Source organism: Thalassobacillus devorans MSP14 (genome assembly GCF_000496835.1).
Lineage (GTDB): Bacteria > Bacillota > Bacilli > Bacillales > Halobacillaceae > Thalassobacillus > Thalassobacillus devorans_B.
The window spans coordinates 382,272-402,345 of sequence record NZ_KI543236.1 but is presented as its reverse complement, the minus strand read 5'-3'; the positions used below and the strand labels follow the sequence as shown (position 1 = coordinate 402,345).

18 protein-coding genes are annotated in these 20,074 nt (G+C 43.6%); 2 read left to right on the top strand and 16 right to left on the bottom strand.

Annotation, left to right across the window (positions count from 1 at the left end; genetic code table 11):
• Window positions 1–133: 133 nt before the first annotated feature.
• The 8 genes from P855_RS0102815 to P855_RS0102780 all read right to left on the bottom strand — a co-directional run bounded on the left by P855_RS0102815 (window position 134) and on the right by P855_RS0102780 (window position 9,957).
• Window positions 134–1,066 (bottom strand): 3-hydroxyacyl-CoA dehydrogenase family protein, encoded by a 933-nt coding sequence (locus tag P855_RS0102815; protein ID WP_051353053.1) that lies wholly within the window; start codon window positions 1,064–1,066, stop codon window positions 134–136.
• A 21-nt stretch (window positions 1,067–1,087) separates the two neighbouring features.
• Window positions 1,088–4,531 (bottom strand): pyruvate carboxylase, encoded by a 3,444-nt coding sequence (pyc, locus tag P855_RS0102810; RefSeq protein ID WP_028782169.1) that lies wholly within the window; start codon window positions 4,529–4,531, stop codon window positions 1,088–1,090.
• A 145-nt stretch (window positions 4,532–4,676) separates the two neighbouring features.
• Complete coding sequence (locus P855_RS0102805; protein ID WP_028782168.1) at window positions 4,677–4,910, bottom strand: indolepyruvate ferredoxin oxidoreductase subunit alpha; 234 nt, start codon at window positions 4,908–4,910, stop codon at window positions 4,677–4,679.
• A 64-nt stretch (window positions 4,911–4,974) separates the two neighbouring features.
• Window positions 4,975–6,021: an amidohydrolase family protein gene (locus tag P855_RS0102800; protein ID WP_028782167.1), complete on the bottom strand. Its 1,047-nt coding sequence runs from the start codon at window positions 6,019–6,021 to the stop codon at window positions 4,975–4,977.
• A 67-nt stretch (window positions 6,022–6,088) separates the two neighbouring features.
• Entirely contained in the window at window positions 6,089–7,099 is a 1,011-nt protein-coding gene (locus P855_RS20290) for a VOC family protein (RefSeq protein WP_051353052.1), read from the bottom strand.
• Window positions 7,100–7,138: 39 nt separating this feature from the next.
• On the bottom strand, window positions 7,139–8,164 hold the full coding sequence (locus tag P855_RS0102790) for an NAD(P)/FAD-dependent oxidoreductase (RefSeq protein WP_028782166.1): 1,026 nt from the start codon (window positions 8,162–8,164) through the stop codon (window positions 7,139–7,141).
• 30 nt (window positions 8,165–8,194) lie between these two features.
• Entirely contained in the window at window positions 8,195–8,683 is a 489-nt protein-coding gene (locus P855_RS0102785) for an aromatic-ring-hydroxylating dioxygenase subunit beta (RefSeq protein WP_028782165.1), read from the bottom strand.
• Entirely contained in the window at window positions 8,680–9,957 is a 1,278-nt protein-coding gene (locus P855_RS0102780) for an aromatic ring-hydroxylating oxygenase subunit alpha (RefSeq protein ID WP_037985588.1), read from the bottom strand. The genes P855_RS0102785 and P855_RS0102780 overlap by 4 nt, the downstream gene beginning before the upstream one ends.
• Before the next feature lie 1,163 nt (window positions 9,958–11,120).
• Between P855_RS0102780 and P855_RS0102765 the strand changes: the two genes are divergently transcribed.
• On the top strand, window positions 11,121–12,002 hold the full coding sequence (locus tag P855_RS0102765; RefSeq protein WP_028782162.1) for a LysR family transcriptional regulator: 882 nt from the start codon (window positions 11,121–11,123) through the stop codon (window positions 12,000–12,002).
• 67 nt (window positions 12,003–12,069) lie between these two features.
• On the opposite strand, the gene P855_RS0102760 is transcribed toward P855_RS0102765, so the two are convergent.
• The 4 genes from P855_RS0102760 to P855_RS0102745 all read right to left on the bottom strand — a co-directional run bounded on the left by P855_RS0102760 (window position 12,070) and on the right by P855_RS0102745 (window position 15,445).
• Window positions 12,070–12,261 (bottom strand): 4-oxalocrotonate tautomerase, encoded by a 192-nt coding sequence (locus tag P855_RS0102760; protein ID WP_028782161.1) that lies wholly within the window; start codon window positions 12,259–12,261, stop codon window positions 12,070–12,072.
• A gap of 124 nt (window positions 12,262–12,385) precedes the next feature.
• Window positions 12,386–13,171: a 2-keto-4-pentenoate hydratase gene (locus P855_RS0102755; protein WP_028782160.1), complete on the bottom strand. Its 786-nt coding sequence runs from the start codon at window positions 13,169–13,171 to the stop codon at window positions 12,386–12,388.
• A gap of 14 nt (window positions 13,172–13,185) precedes the next feature.
• Window positions 13,186–13,980: a fumarylacetoacetate hydrolase family protein gene (locus P855_RS0102750; protein ID WP_028782159.1), complete on the bottom strand. Its 795-nt coding sequence runs from the start codon at window positions 13,978–13,980 to the stop codon at window positions 13,186–13,188.
• Window positions 13,981–13,990: 10 nt separating this feature from the next.
• Window positions 13,991–15,445, bottom strand: coding sequence for an aldehyde dehydrogenase (locus P855_RS0102745; RefSeq protein WP_028782158.1), 1,455 nt, complete (start codon window positions 15,443–15,445; stop codon window positions 13,991–13,993).
• 280 nt (window positions 15,446–15,725) lie between these two features.
• Between P855_RS0102745 and P855_RS0102740 the strand changes: the two genes are divergently transcribed.
• A complete protein-coding gene (locus P855_RS0102740) occupies window positions 15,726–16,517 on the top strand; it encodes an IclR family transcriptional regulator (protein WP_028782157.1) in 792 nt (263 codons plus the stop codon).
• 177 nt (window positions 16,518–16,694) lie between these two features.
• Here the strand turns inward: P855_RS0102740 and P855_RS0102735 are convergent, their stop codons facing one another.
• The 4 genes from P855_RS0102735 to P855_RS0102720 are packed head-to-tail and all read right to left on the bottom strand — an operon-like array spanning window position 16,695 to window position 20,067.
• On the bottom strand, window positions 16,695–17,534 hold the full coding sequence (locus tag P855_RS0102735; protein WP_028782156.1) for an FAD synthetase family protein: 840 nt from the start codon (window positions 17,532–17,534) through the stop codon (window positions 16,695–16,697).
• A gap of 48 nt (window positions 17,535–17,582) precedes the next feature.
• A complete protein-coding gene (locus P855_RS0102730; protein ID WP_028782155.1) occupies window positions 17,583–19,055 on the bottom strand; it encodes an aldehyde dehydrogenase in 1,473 nt (490 codons plus the stop codon).
• 1 nt (window position 19,056) lies between these two features.
• On the bottom strand, window positions 19,057–19,251 hold the full coding sequence (locus P855_RS0102725; protein ID WP_028782154.1) for a tautomerase family protein: 195 nt from the start codon (window positions 19,249–19,251) through the stop codon (window positions 19,057–19,059).
• A gap of 24 nt (window positions 19,252–19,275) precedes the next feature.
• Window positions 19,276–20,067, bottom strand: a complete 792-nt coding sequence (locus P855_RS0102720; RefSeq protein WP_037985584.1) for a 2-keto-4-pentenoate hydratase — start codon at window positions 20,065–20,067, stop codon at window positions 19,276–19,278.
• Between the last annotated feature and the right edge of the window lie 7 nt (window positions 20,068–20,074).

Genomic DNA, 20,074 nt, shown 5'->3' with positions numbered 1-20,074 from the left:
CAGAAACCGGTTTCGTTGATAGGTACTGGATACTCCCTCCTGCTGTAACTCACCGGAGACAAACAAGTGCCTGACCCCCACTGCAGTAAAGCGTTAACTCACTGGGGATCAGGCACTTTTTAACGTCTCTTGTTCAACCTTTTTGCTGTAATAACTTTAAGAGATCCAGAAAATGGTCGTCTCGTTTGTGAATGGCTTGTTCACCGTGATCGTCATATTCGTAAAAACCCTTATTTGTTCTGATTCCAAACTGTTCATTTTCCACCATTTTCTTCAAGAAAGCTGGGACTTCTCTTGTATTGGATAGATCTTCTACTATCTTTCCAACCATCGCCTGGGTGGTTTGCAGGCCGGCTAAATCCTGACTTTCCATTGGTCCGCAAAAAGCCCATTTAAAACCCATACTTCCTTTCATAGCAACATCAATATCTTCCGCAGTAGCTACTCCCTCTTCCATTAAATAGAACGCTTCCCGAAGCATAGCTACTTGAACACGGTTAACAATAAAGCCTGAAATTTCTTTTTTCAGCACTACCGGATTTTTTCCGATTTCTTGTATTAGCTTATAGGTTGTTTCTACCACATGTTCCTCTGTTTTTTCTCCCTTCACAATTTCCACAATAGGTACAAGCTGTGGCGGATTAAAGAAGTGTGTAATGACAAACCTCTCCGGATGCTTTGCTTTTTGAGTTAATTCCTTTAGCGGGAAAGTGGAAGTATTAGAAGAAATAATCGTATCGTCTGAAACAATACGTTCAATAACTTCGTAAGTATCGAGTTTCTTTTCAAGATCTTCCGGAATGGATTCAAAAATAAAGTCAGCACCTTGGATAGCTTCGTGCAAATCCGTGGTATACGTGATACGGGCTAACGCCTGGTGCATCTCGTTTTCCGTCAGCATCTCTTTTTCAACCATAATTTTCAAGCTATTCGTCATAAGTTCTCTTGCATCTTCTAATGATGACTCGCGTCTGGCCCGGATTTTTACATTTTTTCCTGCCTGGGCAAATAATTGAGCGGCACCATGCCCCATAACACCTGCTCCAAGTACCGTAATATTATTCATCATTTCACTCCCCTTCTTTCGTTATTCAAATTCGATCATTAAATCGCCTACATGAATGGCTTCATTACTTTCTACATAGATATCCTTTATTTTTCCATCAAAAGGCGCCTGGACGGTTGTCTCCATCTTCATGGCTTCCGTGATCATTAAATGATCGCCTTTTTTCACCTGTTCACCTTTTCCTGACAGCACCTTAATAACCGTTCCCGGCATCGTGGCACCAATGTGTTTATCATTCGATTTATCTGCTTTAGGCCGCTCCTGGACAGTGGCTTTCACATTCTGGTCCTTGACGACTACCTCACGCGGCTGGCCATTCAGCTCAAAGAAGACGGTCCTCGTTCCGTCGATTTGCGGCTCCCCTATAGAAATCAATTTGACAATCAGTGTCTTCCCCTGCTCAATATCCAGCTCGATTTCTTCACCGAGTCTCATCCCGTAGAAGAACGTCGGGGTATCCAGCACGGACACATTGCCGTATTGCTCCATGAACTTTTGATGGTCCATGAATACTTTCGGATACAAGGCATAGCTGATCATATCAAAACTGGTGACCTGCCGATCAAGGGAATGGAACAGCGTCTCTTTCAGGTTATTGAAGTCCACAGGCTCCAGCAGTTCACCCGGACGGACACCGATCGGCTCGCGACCTTTCAGGATAATCCGCTGCAGTTCGGCAGGAAATCCGCCATAAGGCTGACCCAAATAACCTTGGAAAAACTCGACCACACTATCCGGGAAGTCGAGAGATTCCCCTTCTTCATAAATATCATCCTCATTCAAATCATTTTGCACCATATAAAGGGCCATGTCCCCGACAATCTTTGAAGATGGTGTCACTTTGACGATATCCCCGAACATATCGTTGACGCGACGGTACATGGTCTTCACTTCGTCCCATCGGGAGCCAAGCCCGACTGCTTTGGCCTGCTGCTGAAGATTACTGTACTGCCCGCCAGGCATTTCATGTTCATATACCTCTGTGTGCGGGGCGTTCATGCCGCTTTCAAAGTCCTGATAGTATTTTCGTGTATCCTCCCAATAGCGTCCCAGTTTTTCGTAAGCGCTAATATCAACGTTCGGCTTTCTTTCGTTTCCTTCTAAAGCGTAGTATAGGCTGCTGGCACTCGGCTGGGAGGTCAATCCTGCCATCGAACCTGCGGCCACATCTACGACATCAACCCCTGCTTCAACGGCACGGGCATAGGTGAACAGGCCGTTTCCGCTTGTATCGTGGGTATGCAAATGAATCGGTATATCAATTGTTTCTTTCAAGGTGGAAATCAATTGATATGCTGCTTCCGGTTTTAACAATCCAGCCATATCTTTAATCCCGAGGATATGTGCCCCGGAATCCTGCAGCTCTTTCGCTACCTTTTGATAATACGCCAGGTCATATTTCGGACGGCTGGAATCAAGGATATCCCCGGTGTAGCACATCGCCGCCTCAGCTACCTTGCCACTTTCCCTGACCGCATCAATGGTCAGCTTCATGCCATCAATCCAGTTAAGACTGTCGAATATACGGAACACACCGATACCTGCATCGGCACTTTTCTCTACAAATTCACGAATCAAGTTGTCCGGGTAGTTTTTATATCCTACCGCATTGGAAGCCCTCAGGAGCATTTGGAACAGTACGTTCGGTGCCTTGTTGCGCAGTTTCAATAACCGCTCCCATGGATCCTCATTGAGGAACCGGTAGGCTACATCAAACGTAGCGCCTCCCCACATCTCCATGGAAAACAATTCCGGAAGCAGACAGGCTGTCGGTTCCGCGATATTTTCCAGATCTTTTGTCCGGACCCTTGTCGCTAATAAGGACTGGTGGGCATCGCGGAAGGTTGTATCTGTCATAAGTACTTCTTCCTGTTCCTTCAGCCATTCGGCCAGCCCCTCTGCTCCACGTTCCTCCAGAATCTGCTTGGTCCCATTTGGGATCGACTCGTAATGTTTAATCTTAGGAATCCTGGGTTTGGAATACGCTGGTTTCTTCCGGTTTCCATTCCCTTCAAAGCCGTTAACCGTCCGGTCCGCAATATAGGACAGCATCTTCGTTCCGCGGTCTTTTCTTTTCGGAAATACAAACAATTCCGGAGACCGGTCGATAAAAGTTGTATGGTACTCGCCGGATAGGAATTGTTTATGCTGAATGACGTTTTCCAGAAATGGAATGTTCGTCTTAATACCGCGGATGCGGAACTCTTTTAAGTTACGTACCATTTTTTTGGCAGCCTGATCAAAACTTAATGCCCACGTCGACAGCTTCACCAGCAAAGAATCATAGTATGGGGATATGACCGCTCCCTGGAATCCGTTTCCGGCATCAAGCCGAACGCCGAACCCGCCCCCTGTCCGGTAGGCCATGATCTTCCCTGTGTCAGGCATAAAGTTGTTCAACGGATCTTCTGTGGTGACACGGGATTGGATGGCGTAGCCATGGGTATGGATCTCAGCCTGTGCAGGAATACCAATTCGATTGCCATGGAGACTGTATCCTTCTGCTACAAGGATTTGCGTCTGGACGATGTCCACTCCTGTGATCATCTCTGTGATCGTGTGCTCCACCTGGACACGGGGATTCACTTCAATAAAATAAAATTCATTCTCTGTAACAAGGAATTCAACGGTTCCTGCATTGATGTACTTGACATTGTCCATCAGCTTGACGGCTGCCTGGCAGATCCGCTCCCTCAATTCGTCCGTCAAGCTTACGCTCGGAGCCACCTCTACCACTTTCTGATGGCGCCTTTGCACCGAACAGTCTCTTTCATATAAATGGACAATATTGCCCTCAGCATCCCCGATGATTTGCACTTCAATATGTTTCGGCTCTTCGATCAATCTTTCTACATAGACTTCATCACTGCCAAAAGCAGCGCGTGCTTCGGAACGAGCTCTGTCGTACGCTTCATCCAGGGTATCGGCACTCCGGACCACGCGCATCCCGCGTCCGCCGCCACCCATGGCTGCTTTTATCATTAATGGATAGCCGTGTTCCTCACCAAAGTCGCGGATTTCCTGAAGGCCGCTTACGGGTCCATCGCTTCCAGGAATTACAGGAATATCTGCCTGAACCGCTTGATCCCGTGCTTTCACTTTATCCCCAAACATATTTAAATGTTCGCTCGTCGGTCCAATAAAGGTGATCCCTTCCTGCTCACAACGGCGGGCAAACTCTATGTTTTCGGATAAGAACCCGTAACCAGGATGAATCGCATCAACACCTACATGTTTAGCGATTTCAATGATCCCTTCGATATCCAAATAGGCGTCGATCGGTTTCTTTCCTTCCCCTACTAAATAAGCTTCATCCGCTTTATACCTGTGATAAGAACCAGTGTCTTCCTGGGAATAGACTGCTACGGTGCGAATATCGAGTTCTGTACATGCACGGAAAACGCGGATAGCAATTTCCCCGCGGTTTGCTACTAAAACTTTATTGATTTTCTTAACGTCTGCCATAGTCCACTCTCCATTTCGTTCTTTGTCTGCTATGATCATTTTTCCACCATTACTTTAAATGAAAAAGGGGAATGTTGCCTCCAACATTCCCGAAAATATCTATACAAATGACAGCCAGGGATTCAGGGGGCGTGCCCCACGCTCCCTAGCCGAAGAAGTTTTCGGCTTTTTCCAGTTGTTCTTCCTGTTCGGGTGTTAACTCATGTTCATCGAAGATTGCCTCAACCGGGCAGGCTGCAACGCAAGCACCACAGTCTATACAAGTATTTGGATCAATATAATATTGATCCTCCCCTTCTGCAATACAATCGACCGGGCATACGTCAACACACCCTGCTGCCTTTTCATGCTGGCAAGGACTCGTTATTACAAATGCCAAGATGATCCTCTCCTTTTCTATCTGTTTTGATGACTTGTTTCCAATCTGTCTCAATCATCCAGTTTCACTTCGTACTATATTCCTTGTTGACCGACTTCAAGTAGTCTTCTTTATTCAGATTTAAGAAATCTAAAGCATTCATCGCGAGAATCTTTTCCTTTTCCGCTTCACTCAGTGTCGACAATTGGTCTACCACTTTACCGGATGGTGCTTCACGTAATAAGAAAGGATAATCAGAACCTGCTATGATCTGATCAACACCGAATTTATCGATCATAAACTGTAAATTATCTTCCTCGTAAACGAGTGAATCATAATAAAGTTGTTTCGCATAATGACTTGGCGGCTTTTCTGTCTTCCTGATTTGCGGCCAGACATGCCAGCCTTTATCCATTCGTGGTAATAAATACGGCAAAGCACCGCCGCCATGGGCGAAACATAATTTTAATTTTGGATACCTATCCAGCATCCCGCTCATAATGATACTTCCGGCTGCCAGTGCTGTTTCAGAAGGCATCCCTACCATATACATGAAGTTATGGCGTGGCATGCGTTCTCTTCCTAATGTCGCCCAAGGATGCACAAACAATGGCACTTCCTGATCATTGGCAGCTTTGAAAAAACGTTCTAATGACTCGTCATCGAGATTCTTGCCTTCCACGTTACTTCCGATTTCGATCCCTTTTAATCCCAGTTCATTGACTGCCCGACCCATTTCTTCTATGGCTAAATCAACATCCTGTAATGGGACGGTAGCTAACCCAATGAACCTGTCCGGGTGTTCCCGTGTGACGGATGCAATGAAATCGTTCTGGAACCTGGCCATTTCCAACCCTTGTTCCGGGTCTGCCCAATAACTGAATGTAACCGGTATCGGGGATAAAACCTGGATATCAATACCTTCTTTATCCATGTCACTTATTCGTTTTTCGGCATCCCACGTCTGGTCCGTTATCTCCCGGAATTTGTTCCCCTTGATCATGATATTGGCACCACAATCACAGGTTTTCTCTAACACAGGCCAGCGGTCATCGCCATATTTTTCAGCTAAATTCAAAAATTCCTCGGAAATGATATGTGTATGAAAATCAATGTTAATGTTTGATTGCACAAATGACCTCTCCCAGCATTGATAGTTTCTGAATAAAGAGACTAGTAAACTAGTCTCTCTATATCCATTACTCTCCTATTTTGGTTCCATAAGTCAGATAGGATTCCGGCGGTGTGCTTCCCCACATTTCCAAGCCTAGCTGGCCAACATCCGAAGACCATTTGATCGGTTCCCAATCCGGGGAGAACATAAGGATGCCGCCTGTCCAGATTTCCACACGATGTCCTGAAGGTTCAAAGACATAGATGAATTGTGCGCCGCTGGTACCATGCTTACCAGGACCCCATTCAATCTTGATGCCGTTTTCTGCCATGATATTGGAGGCACGCAGCAGTTCATCCGGAGAATCCAGGTAATAGGCTAAATGGTGGAAAGCTGCCCCGTCCTGGTTGGAATTTCTCATCAACGCGATTTCATGCGCAATGTTGGTACGGCTCAACCAGGAACCTAAGCGGACATCCTCCTGGTTCTGGATATAATAGCGGTGATGAATACCAAGCAGATCCGTCCACCACTGCTGTTCTTCGGCAACATCATTCACCATCAGGTTGACATGATCAAAACGGCGAGGGGAGACACCTTTTGCCATATACTTACTTGGATGACTTGGTAAGTTCGACTTCAAAGCCGGGTCATCGGTAACAAACAATTCTTTTTCCCAATATAATTCAACCGGGATGCCGGCAGGGGATTTAAACTGAAGCGTGTCTCCCAATGCTTTCTTTTGACCGCCGTCTACCCAGTGATAGTCGATATTCATTACTTGTAATTGCTTTTCAAATAGTTCCAGGGATTCCTTCGTGCTTACACGCCAGCCCATGCGGTTGACTTCGGATGTGTTGGACGCCTTCAGAACGAGCGTGTGATGGTCAAAGTCCTGCCATGCCCTCAGGTAAGCACGATCCCCATCTGTTTCGGTTAATACAAGTCCCATGACTTCGGTAAAAAACCATAGCGATTGTTCAAAATTGGTTACGCTGATTTCAACATGGCCGATGTGGGCAACTGTACGTAAATACGTTTCCAGCCTCTCCTGTGCTGATTCCTTACTGATGATATCTTCTTTTACTTTTGACATATTATGTTCCTCCTCTTTTATAAAAACAGCCCTTTTATATCAAGTGACTACTTTTTCTTTCTTCTTCTTATCCTTCCTGCTCATGATGGATGTACTATGAGCCGCGTGTAAGGATTCGTTCGGATTGATATAAACCTTGGCATTACTCACGGCAATCGGAGCTTCACCAAAACCGGTTGCCATCAATTTGACTTTGCCAGGATAGGTTGAGATATCCCCCGCGGCATAGATGCCGGGGATACTGGTTTCTGCTTTTGAGTTTACCAGGATCGAGTTCTTTTCTATTTCAAGTCCCCAGTCATTAATAGGGCCAAGATTGGATATAAACCCGTAATTGACCAGGTATTCATCGGCTTTTAATTCCATAAATTCTTCTGTTTTGGCTTTTTTCAGCTTTACGCAATCTATTTTTTCGTCTCCCAGTAATTCACATGGTGAATACGGAGTCAGAATATTAACAGACGAATCCTTTAATAAATTGACACTATGTTCATGTGCTCTGAATCGATCTCTGCGGTGGACGATATTTACTGATGAAGCAACATTCTCTAACATGAGCGCCCAATCTACCGCAGAATCTCCGCCGCCGCAAACGACCACATCTTTATCTTTAAAATCATTGATATCCTCGATACTGTAATGAAGGTTCTTCCCGGTATACTGTTCTTCTCTTTCCAAGTTCATGTTACGCGGTTTAAAGGCACCATTTCCTGCAGTTACAATAATCGTTCTCGAGTAATGGGTCTGGGTATTGGTTTTGATGGTGAAAATATCATCTTCTTTCGTCACCTCTGTGACTTCTTCCCCCAGGCAAACCTCATTCTCAAATTGATCCATTTGCTCTTTCAACTGGGACACTAGATCCTTGGCTTTCACCTTAGGAAATCCAGCAACATCATAGACATATTTATCAGGATATAATGCAGCCAGCTGGCCGCCCAGCTGTGGCAGACTCTCAATCACTTTCACACTCGCCTGGCGCATCCCCGCGTAGAAGGCAGTAAACATACCTACTGGACCACCGCCTACAATGGTAATGTCGTAAACTTCGTGTTCGTTACTCATACCATTCACCACCTCTCTGTTCGGAATCTATCAAAGAATTAAACTGATTTTTCCATGTGGTCGTAAACTATCCAGATATAAGACCACTTTTTTACTCTTAATCGCAAGTTCGCCATTTTGCTGAACAATTTCATACGTGTGTTTTCCAACAAACGTATCTAACACTTCTCTTTTGGTCCGGTGTGTTGTAAAGTTGCACTCCACCGTGATCACATCAGATTCAAGACCACTAACCAGGATATTATGGTAGTTGCGAAGCGTGGTAGAATGCGGATATTCCACATGGGCTTCTTTTTTCAATAGCCGCTCTGCCCGCTCCTGCAGACGTGACCGGTTATCATGGACATAGAAGAGCGACTCCGTCGGGCTGGCATCCGGTTCGCCGATCGGCGGAACCTTATACGTGCCCTCATCCGTAAATAAAGCGGCCCATTCTTTTAATTTCCACTCATCCAGTAATTTGGCTTCCTGATATAGAAAATCAATGACATCCTGCCGTGTCAGCGCTGCTACTGTCATGTCTGAGCAACCTCCTTCTTCATGGATTCCTCGATTCTGACCTTGTATTGCCTCCAGAAGCTCCTCATTTGAAGTTCATCCGTTGCCATGGCATTTTCTTCTCCTCTGACCATGCCTTTCGAAATATCATTCCATTGAACTTCCTGATTATTGTTATAAGCTTCCTGACAAAGTTCCAGTGCCTCGTTATCATCCGGAGTCGCAAAACCGCCTGGTCCGAGGAATTCTAAAAAGTTATTATTTCTTGCCATTCGATGCTCTGCATCTTCTCCTTTAGGAGCCAGTGAATAGCCGGAAACTTCCATATAACCAGGGCTTGATGGATAGAAAGTTCTTGCTGTAATCGCCATGATGTCGTTGATAACCAGATTAGGGAAAATGATAATGTTGCGGTTGTAGTTAGCGATGCGATCGGCACGTTCTTCTCCGAACCTTTCCACTAATTTTTCTTTCATTTTCTCCATATCCTGTTTTAAATCTTCACTCCAAATAGGTGTCCACTGAGCAACCGGTCTACCCCACGGTGCCACATATTCCATGACAGCATGACCGTTACCCAGGTCTTTGCCCCTTCCTTCCAGCTTCACGCGTTTCAAATCAGGATCCTGGGCTTGTTTAATATCAAAATACGTCTTATGGGTTGGCATCCCGTGATAGAGGTCGACGCTATTTTCAGCTAACAGCTTCCAGTTGGCCCGGACACTGTATTGCTGTACTCCGCCAAGAACTTCCAGTCCGGCTTCGGATTGGTCTGCCGCCAAGTCAATATACTCTTTCGCATCCGCTAAGTACTCCTCTAGGGAAACAGCCTGATCGTCGAAGTTGACAAACATGAACCCACGATAGCTTTCCAGGCGATTAACCGCTTTCATATCTTTCGTGCCTTCGCAGTTGAAATCATCAGGGAAACCATCTTTACCCGGCATCCCGTTCAATTGACCATCATTTTTAAAGCTCCATGCATGGTAGAAACAACGGAATACTCTGGAATTACCTTCGTTTTCCCTTGCCACAAGCGCGCCGCGGTGTGGACATGTATTATATAGCGCTCTGATTTCACCATCCTGGCTATGGACAAGTAGCAAGTTACGACCACCAACTTTTTTCCGTTTGTAATCCCCTTTTTCAGGAACTTCTGTTTCATGTCCAATAAACAGCCAGCACTTATTAAAAATTTCTGCACGTTCTCTTGCCAGCATTTCTTTGTCTGTAAACACACTTCTATGAACTAGAAATTCATTTTTCTCCCGATTATCACGGATTAATTCTTCCATTTTATTCACCTCATTTTTAGATTACTTAAGCCTGGCACTTCTGCGATTGACTGATCATGTACTCGGCCATGTATTCCCGGTTCTCTGTTTTGAAAAGATTCCTTGGCGCAGCGTTTGATGTTCTTTTGTTAACGCTTGCATTTGTTTACTCATCAATCTTGTAAACACTTTCATAAGTTTTCGCAATTCCTCCTTAACTGTTTTTCACTATATTCGTGTTGTTTAAATTGCTTACTTACCATTATAAAAGTCAGAATTTTTAGATACCAATTGAATTATTTTTTGCTTTCCTGCGAATAGCAAAAAATAATTTATACAGCGGTTTCAAAATACAGAATTGTCTGTAATCCAGGTTGACAAGTTCACTTTTTTATCAATATAATCATCGTATGCTAATCTCTAAGGGGAACTTTTCCCCTATTAAATAGTAGATTTAACAGATTCTTGGGTAATTGATCCCTAAATTTCCACCATTTCTTAGTAATCTTTGAAAGCGCTTTCTACGGTTAAAGCAGATAAGCTACTTTTTTTAACACCTTTTTTAAGATAGTGGGGCCGTTACCATGAGAGGAATGGGATGGTCCGGGAAAACAACTCGCTTTCCTGCGGGGGAGCTGGCAAGCTTCCTCGGGCTAAAGCCCTGTGGGATCTCGCCTAGCCCCTTCTCCCGCGGGAGTCTCGCCGTTTCCCTTCCCATCCAGCCAGTTTTGTCATAAACGGGCCCTTCAATTAGGAGAATGAAGGTACAACTAAAAGCTTCATCCAAACTCATTTATAAAGGGTATAAAGATACCAATAACTTCTTTTTATTTTCATGGGGCAATTTTCACAAGTGTGATTACAAGCCTCTTATGGCAAGGGGCGTAGGGAAACCGTGAGACTCCTTGAAAATGCTACACATTTCCTTCGTGCGTGGATTAAGTCTGGATGAAATTCAACGTCCTGTGGGATATACGGGATAGCTGAAGTCCCGCAAGACGAAGTCTGAGGAGGATCAGCGCATGCCTGCGGAAAGGGAGTCGTTCCCCACCGGACCGTTATTCAGATAAACTTCTCGAAGTAAAGTCTTCGACTTTACAAACATTTAGTTGAATAAGCCTCTTATCAAAAATCTGCATCATAAAGCAGAGATTATTAATAAGGAAGATTTAGGAGGAAACCAGATGAATGAAAGCCAATTACATACGTTTCTTACCGTCGTCCAGCATAGAAGCTACTCCAAAGCGGCTGAAGACCTTAAAGTTACACAGCCGACCGTTACCTCACGAATAAAGGCGTTAGAAGACATCCTGCAATGTCAGCTCTTTAAAAGAATCGGACACGAAATCTTTCTAACAGAAGAAGCCAACCTGTTCATCGAATATGCCAAAAACATCCTAATCTATATCAACCATTCCAAGGAAATCCCAAACATGGTGAAAGATCCGATCATCAAAGTCGGCTTCTCTCCGGGATACTCGCATTCCTTTATCGTAGAACTCTTAAAAACGATCAAATCATTAGGGGATATTGATGTGCAAGTGATCGAAGGTTATGATTCTGTCAGTTTAAATGAACGGGCTTTATCAGGAGAGGTAGATTTGATCTTTACGAGAAATGTTCTAGCGAATAATCCTGACATTACTTCCGAATACTTATTTGATAATAATCTGGTGGTTGTCCTTCCAAAAAACCATCCATTATGTCAAAAACAATCACTTCTTGTGAAAGACTTAAGCGGAGAAACAATCATCAGTTATAGGAGAAATTCCACGCTGTGGAACTTGATTGATAAGCAGCTCATCGGTGCCCAGAATATAACACGTATGGATGTCGACAATAATGAAATGCTGCTCAATGCTGTTGCCAATGACATCGGGATTGGCATCATTCCTAAACTGGGGATTGATAAAAGGTACGATGCTGAAGTGGAAGTACGGGAAATCGATGAAATTTATAGTATTCCTAACGAAGTCTATGTCCAGTTTCGCAATAATTCCCGCATCGAGAGTTTGGCTAAAAAAATCATTTACTCGATTATTAACCATAAGTATACTGAAGTCTAAAAAAGCGCAGAGACAATTCTTCACCCTCCAACAGGTGGAAGTCAGAAAATTGTCTCTGCGCTTATTTTTATTTTCCTAATTGTTTGGCACTCGTACCTCCAATAGACCAATGCGTTTTTGGTACTTCGTTGACAAGCACACGTACATTTTCCTTGGGGGCACCCAGTGATTCACTGACTGTTTCGGTTAGATTCTTCATCAGTGTTTCAATTTTTTCTGGATCTCTACCCTCCATTAATTGTACATTAATAATTGGCAAATCCTTCACCACCTCTAAAGCATTCCACTATTCTTTGATTAGAAAAACTGGCTTATCGCCAAGTACTTATGGCGAAAGCCTTAGGTTCTTCTTATCCTTTAGCCCTCAAATAGAGTTAAATATTTTAACGTACCGTAAAGGACACGCTGCCTAACCCGCCGTATTCCGCCTGGACAAAATCACCAGGAGATAGTCGCACTGCTGCAGTGACACCGCCGGTTAAAATCGGCTGTCCCGCTTTTACTTTTTCTCCTTTTTTACTTAACATATTGGCCAGTCTCGCAACGGAATTGGCTGGGTTTCCAAGCACAGCAGCCCCGGCCCCCAATGATTGAATTTCACCATTGATAGATAATGTTACACCGACCACATCAAGGTCTAACTCATCAGGGTTTCTTAAATAAGTTCCAAACACAGCACCTGCTGCAGAAGTGTTATCTGCGATAACATCCGGCAGCGTGAAATTGAAGTTCTCATACCGGCTGTCGATAATCTCTATTGCAGGAAATACATATTCTGTGGCTCGTAGTACGTCAAGAGCGGTCACGTTTGGTCCTTCTAAATCTCTTGCTAACATAAACCCGATTTCAGGTTCCACTTTCGGATGAATATAATCCGAGATGGAAATAGAATCTCCATCCTCAACCACCATATTGTCGAATACATAGCCATAGATCGGATCATCCACATCCATCTGCTTCATTTTGGCCTCACTGGTAATACCCATTTTCGGACCAATGATTTGTAAGCCTTCCGCTTTCTTTTGGCGAATCAGTTCTTCCTGAATGATATAGGCCTCATCAATAGAAAGTTCCGGATATAAATCTGCCGTAATTTTTGTGATTTCCCGTTTTTCTTTTTCTGCATGATGTACATAATCAGCAAGCTCTTTGATTTGATTATTATCCATAATAAACCCTTCCTTTACTCCGTGAATGAAACATGCACTTCTCCCAGCTCTGCGAATTTCGCGTAAAAATGATCACCAGGTTCAGCAGGCATGGCAGCAGATAATGCTCCTGATAGAATAATTTCTCCCGCTTTTAATGTAATGTCATAGGCTGCCAGTTTATTGGCGAGCCAGGCGACACATTTGGCCGGATCTCCCAAGGCAGCAGCACCAACACCTGTATTCAATAATTCATCATTTTTATAAAGGGCCATCCCCATATGCTTCAGGTCGATGTCTTCAATCTTTTTTGGCCTTCCTCCAAGGATGTACATACCGGAAGAAGCATTATCGGCCACGGTATCAGCTAACGTAATGTTCCAATCTTTGATACGGCTGTCGACGATTTCAAGCGCTGGAACCACAACATCTGTTGCCTTTAATACATCTAATGTCGTTACATTGGGTCCTACTAAATCATCTTTTAAAATAAAGGCAATTTCTCCTTCTACCCTTGGCTGTAACACTTGGGCAGAAGAGATCTTCCCCCGGTTTGGACACTCCATTTGGTCTAACAAATGGCCATAATCCGGCTCATCTACACCAAGGGAATCTTGCATGGCCTTAGAGGTCAGGCCGATTTTCTTCCCTGTAATCCGCTGTCCCTGATTCACTTTTTGTTCAATTGTATATAACTGTACCTGGTAAGCTTCATCAAGGGAGAGCTCAGGATCCAGCTCCGTAATCGGCTGAACCCCTTCCCCTTTACTCCAGGCATCTAACAAATGTTTCGCATGAGTTTCCTTTTTGGTTACGTTATCTGTTTTCACTGTCATCCTCCTACATTTTTAACGTAATATTTGTTAATTCAGAGTAGAAATCAAAACTGTGAGCTCCGCCTTCGCGGCCAATACCACTACGCTTCATTCCTCCGAATGGTGTACGCAAGTCGCGAAGGAACCATGTGTTCACCCAAACCATCCCTGCTTCAATCTGGCCGCTGAAGCGGGTAGCACGTTTGATGTCACTCGTCCAGAGGCTTGCACTCAAACCATAATGCGTATCATTCACTTGTTCAAGTACTTCTTCTTCTGTATCAAATGGAACAACGGTTACGACCGGTCCGAAGATTTCTTCGCGTACACATCTGGCTTCACTACTGAGCCCGGTAATAATTGTAGGTTCTACGAAGAATCCTTTATCAAAGCCTTCAGCAGGCTTACCGCCGGTCAGGAAGGTACCGCCTTCTTCTTTGGCAATATCAAGGTAGCTGACCACCTTGTTATAGTGTTCTTCACTGACCAATGCTCCGACATTTGTATCAGGATCAAATGGATCGCCAACTTTGAGTTCTTTTGTTTTTGCTGCAAACTTTTCAAGAAACTCATCATAAGCCGAACGTTCCACATAAATTCTTGAACCGCACAAGCAGACTTCCCCTTGATTAATGAAGCTGGATTTTATCGTAGTTTCAATGACATCATCCAGGTCGGCATCGGCAAAAATAATGTTCGGGTTCTTGCCGCCAAGTTCAAAGGATAGCTTCTTAAGTGTTGGCGCGGCAGCTTTCATAATGGCTGTACCAGTCACCGTCTCACCAGTGAAGGCGATCGCATCGACATCATCGTGGGAAGAAAGGGCAGCACCTGTTTCACCAAAGCCGTGGACCATATTGACCACACCATCCGGTACCCCCGCATCCTTACAAATTTGAGCCAGTACGGTTGCAGTCATAGGAGTCACTTCCGATGGTTTCATGACAGCTGTATTTCCCGCCGCGAGAGCCGGAGCCAACTTCCATGTCATCAGGAAGAGTGGCAAATTCCATGGGTTGATGAGTCCTACCACACCGACAGGTTTACGAACGGCATAATGAATAGCAATATCATCCTGCTGGTAAGCCTCGGTTCCAACTGTTGTCATATAATCTGCAAAGAAATAGAAATTGTTGGCTGCCCGATCGATATCAACCTTGTTGGAAAGCCATAGCGGTTTACCCGTGTCCAAGGATTCCAGCTCAGCGAGTTCCTCTTTTCGCTCCAAAATCAAATCCCCGATTTTACGGATGATATTTGATCGCTTTTTTAATGGCATAGTACCCCATTCACCTTTCAGGGCTTTTCTGGCAGCGCTTACTGCCTGATCAACTTCTTCCTTTCCACCTTCCGCAACGGTGCCCAGTACTTCTTCTGTTGCTGGATTAACATTTTCAAACGTTTTCCCATTTCCTGACTCGGCATAGGCACCATTAATATAATGGGCACAATCAATAGCTTTTGTTTTTGTAGATTGCATATAGAAAGCCTCCTTAATTTTTCGGAAACCTACAGACTGTTTCCGATAAATAGATATCAAAAATCCTTATTTGTTCAATACATGTTCATTATAGAAACGATCCAGACTTTTAAAAATCCCTATGTTCCTCTATATGCAACAAAATTAAAAATAATCAAGTTTTTCTTCAACTGCTATTTAGAAAATGGCCCTAATTCTATATAATTAGCGTATAATTACTTTTCTATCACGCGACAGAAACGTTCCCTTATAAAGAACCACACTTAATAGAGGTGAAAAAATGCCAAAAAAGAAGCAGCCGCAAACCCTTTCTTCTGTAAAAAACGCATTGCTGATTTTAAAAAGTTTTTCTACCTATGAGCCGACCAAAAAAGTAAGTGAACTGGCAGAATCCTTAGGCCTGGCCAAAAGCACGGTCAGCCGCTTACTATCTACCCTTGCCAGTGAAGGGTTCGTCATTAAAGATCCAAAAACCAATGCCTATCGATTGGGGATGTCCGTCCTTACGCTCGGTGGTATCGTCACCAACAATCTGGAAATCCATAAAGAATCTGCTCCAGTTTTATATAAACTGGTCAATGATACCGGGGAAACAGCACACTTAGCAATCATGGACGGACTCGACACGATTTATATCCATAAAGAGGAGTGCAATCATCCCGTCCGGATTCTCACTCACCTCGGTAGGAGAAACCCTTCCTACTGTACAAGCTCAGGCAAAGTATTACTTGCCTTTAGTGACGATCACATTGTAGAAGCTGTCATTAATCAGGGATTAGTGGCCCATACGGAGAACAGCATTACAGATCCTGACCTTCTTCAAGAAGAACTTCAATCCATACGGAAAAAAGGCTACGCGGTCAGTACAGAAGAACTGACTGAAGGAACGAAGTCCGTTGCTGCACCGATACGGGATTACAAAGGAAAAGTGGTCAGCGCCATTACCGTAGTCGGACCCATCCAGCGCATGAAAGATAGTAAAATACCGGATATTGCGAAAAAAGTGATGGAAGCTGGAAAAGAGGCGTCGGAACGCCTGGGGTATGATGAACGATATTTCAGACGCCTTTAGTGCTTGTTCCACAAAAAAATGTTATCAAGTGAATGAAAAGGAAGGCAGCCATTTCGACTGCCTTCCTTTTTATATCCAAGTAAAAAAACACCCGTTTCTTTAGTGTAAACTATCGGCTGACGTTTTTTCTGTTTAATAAATTTCTTTCACTGCTTCCTATAGTTTTCACCATTATTACTACGCTTCTATTCTTGAGCATACAAGCTCATACAATCTTACATCGGAAAGGCGCTTCCTCCAAGTGACGGAAATATATAATCCATTCAGCTCCTGCCCTATTCTTTCATCTGAAATTTCAAGCCTGCCTTCTTCCGGATTGTTTTGAACGGTTGTGTAAAAAACCTCACTTCCGGAGTTAATCGTTACCTCGTAGTTCCCGCTTCGTGGCAGCATATAATAGTCATCGGGAAAGAAAGAATGATTTAAGATCTTTCCTTTCACTTCATATAAACGTCCCATCATGACAGACAGATCATTTACCTGCCCTTCCACGATTGCGCGTCTAATCCGTGTAGAGCTTATCTTCTTTCCCAGGTACTCTACTTTGTTGACCTTTGTCACATCCAATCTACCGGCAGAATCCTCTTTCAGTCGATCAATACTTCCCTCGCCCAACTTGCCATAGTGAAAATCATATCCAGCTACGGCATGTACAGTGCTGAATTTCAAAAGATATTTTTCTACATAGTCTTGAGGGGAAAGAGAGGCAAAATTCATATCAAACTCTACGATATAGAAACGATCTACCCCGAGTGATTCCAGCACCTCGGCTTTAGCTTTCAGCGGCATCAGGTAGTTAAACTTTTTCTTCCCTCCGGAAAGCACAACTTTAGGATGGGGGAAAAAGCTCATCACTGTTAAATCCACACCTCTTCTTTCCGCTTCTTTTTTGGCTTGCCGTATTACTTTTTGATGTCCCTTATGCACGCCATCAAAGAATCCTAATGCAATTACATTTTCTCTGGAATGTTTCTGCCAGAAAGCAAGGTTTTGTGAATGTAAATAAATAGTTTTCATTTGCTTTCTCCCCTTCCATTGGTCGATTAACCTATATTGCAGGTAACATTAATTCAATGCAATACAAATATTTTTAGCTTCGGTGAAAAACTCCATACTATGATGACCGCCTTCCCTACCGATCCCACTCTTTTTAAATCCGCCAAATGGTGCACGAAGATCACGAACGAACCAGCAGTTAACCCAAATCGTCCCTGCACGAACGTGATGAGAAATACGATGTGCTCTTTGCAGGTTTTCTGTCCAGACTACCCCGTTTAATCCGTAATCCGTATCATTAGCGATATGGAGGGCCTCTTCTTCTGTATCAAATGGAATTACCGTTACAACTGGACCAAAGATCTCCTCCTGACAAATCCGGGCTTTAGAATTTTCGTGGACATATATTGTCGGTTCGAGATAATAGCCATCGCTCAAATACTGCGGCAGTTCTGGACGTTTGCCTCCACAAATTAGTGTAGCACCCTCTTCTTCCGCAATCTCCAGGTAGCTTGTTACTTTATTGTAGTGTGTTTCACTTACCAATGGCCCCATATCTGTACCGTTTTCTTGGGGATCGCCTACTTTCAAATCCTGTGCAGCTTTCTTAAACTTCTCAAGGAACTGATTAAAAATGGAGCGTTGTACTAGAATTCTAGAGCCGGCAAGGCATACTTGCCCAGAGTTCATGAATGCTGCTTTAATAGATTCTGGTACAGCTTTTTCCAGGTCTGCATCTTCAAAAATAATATTGGCTGCTTTTCCCCCTAACTCAAATGATACTTTCTTCAATGTATCTGCTCCGCTTTTCAGAATCCTCTTTCCGGTAGCAGTTGAACCAGTGAAAGAAACTAAATCGACTTCTGGATGAGTCGTCAAAGCGTTCCCGACGATATCACCTCTTCCTTGAACAACGTTTACAACTCCATCAGGAACCCCCGCTTCTTTGGCAATGTCACCGAGTAGTGAAACAGATAGAGGAGTGTTTTCAGCTGGTTTAATGACAACCGTATTCCCTCCTGCCAGGCAAGGTCCCAATTTCCATGTCGTTAACATGAATGGGACATTCCAAGGTGTAATCAGTGCAGCAACACCCACTGGCTCATATCTTGTATAGTTGATAAATTCTTCACCCATTGGATATGTTTCTCCACCTTGCTTTTCTGCAAAATCTGCGAAGAAACGGATATTATTCGCTGCACGGGCAACTTCATGACCTACAGTTGCTTCATATGGCTTTCCAACATCCATCGCATCATATCGTGCAATTTCTTCTTTTCTTTCTAAAATGATATCTGCCATCTTCCTTAGTTTTGCACTACGTTCAGCTACGGACATTTTTCCCCACGGCCCATTTTCAAAGGCGTCTCTTGCAACTCGACAGGCACGGTCTACATCCTCTTCCGTAGCCTCACTGACACGGGCAATGATTTCTTGTGTAGCTGGATTTGTCACCTCAAATATGTCTTCATTCTCCGCAGGCCCATACTCTCCATTAATATATAAACCAATATCCTTAACATCTGCAGTTACTCTTGGCATCTTATTTTTCCCTCCGTTTTTTCACTGATTCTCCAGCTATTCCCCAGTGTTCGGGTGGGAGTTCATTAATCATCACCCGTACACTTTGCTCAGGCGCATCAAAAACTTCTGTAGCTAAATCTGTCACTTCACGAATAAATCGCTCTTTTGTTGCTGGTGCTCTTCCTTCTAAAATATTTACTTGAATAAATGGCACATTTTTCACCTCTATTGATTGTTTTTATTCTGTAAACATCGCATGGACAGAACCGATGCCATCAAAACTGGCGGTAAAAATATCTTTTGGTGAAATATCACCAGCAGCGGATAGAGATCCACTTAAAATCACTTCCCCTGGCTTCAAACTCTTATCAACTTTTTGAAGTCGATTGGCAAGCCAGGCAATTGCTCTTGCGGGATGTCCCATTACAGCTGCTCCAGCACCAGTTGCTGACACTTCTCCATTTTTTCTAAAAACAAACCCCATACGTTTTAGATCCACGTTTTTAGGATGGTAAAAACGCTCCCCGATAATAAATCTGGAAGAAGAGGAATTGTCACTTACCGCATCAGCTAAAGTAAATTTATACCCATAAAATCTACTATCAATAATTTCAATAGCCGGTGCGACATATTCTGTTGCGGTCAGTACATCAGCTACACTTATATGCGCTCCTTTTAACTCTTGATTTAAGACAAATGCAATTTCCGGCTCTGCCTTGGCATGAATAAATGGAGCGGTCGAAATCCATTCACCCTCATATAATTGCATACTCTCTAAAAGAACTCCGTAAGAAGGCTCATGTACACCGATCATCTGTTGTTTTGCTTTACTCGTCAAACCTAGTTTCCAGCCAACTCTCTTTGTGTTTTCTTCTTTTTCTTTCATTTCAACTAATCTATCTTGAATGATATATCCCATTTCCTCATTTAAATCAGGATATTTATCAACAAAATTATTGAGTGCAGTTTTATTCTTTTCTGCTTCCAGCAAATTTCTTGCAATTGTATCCACTACATCCGTTTTTATCATGGATTCA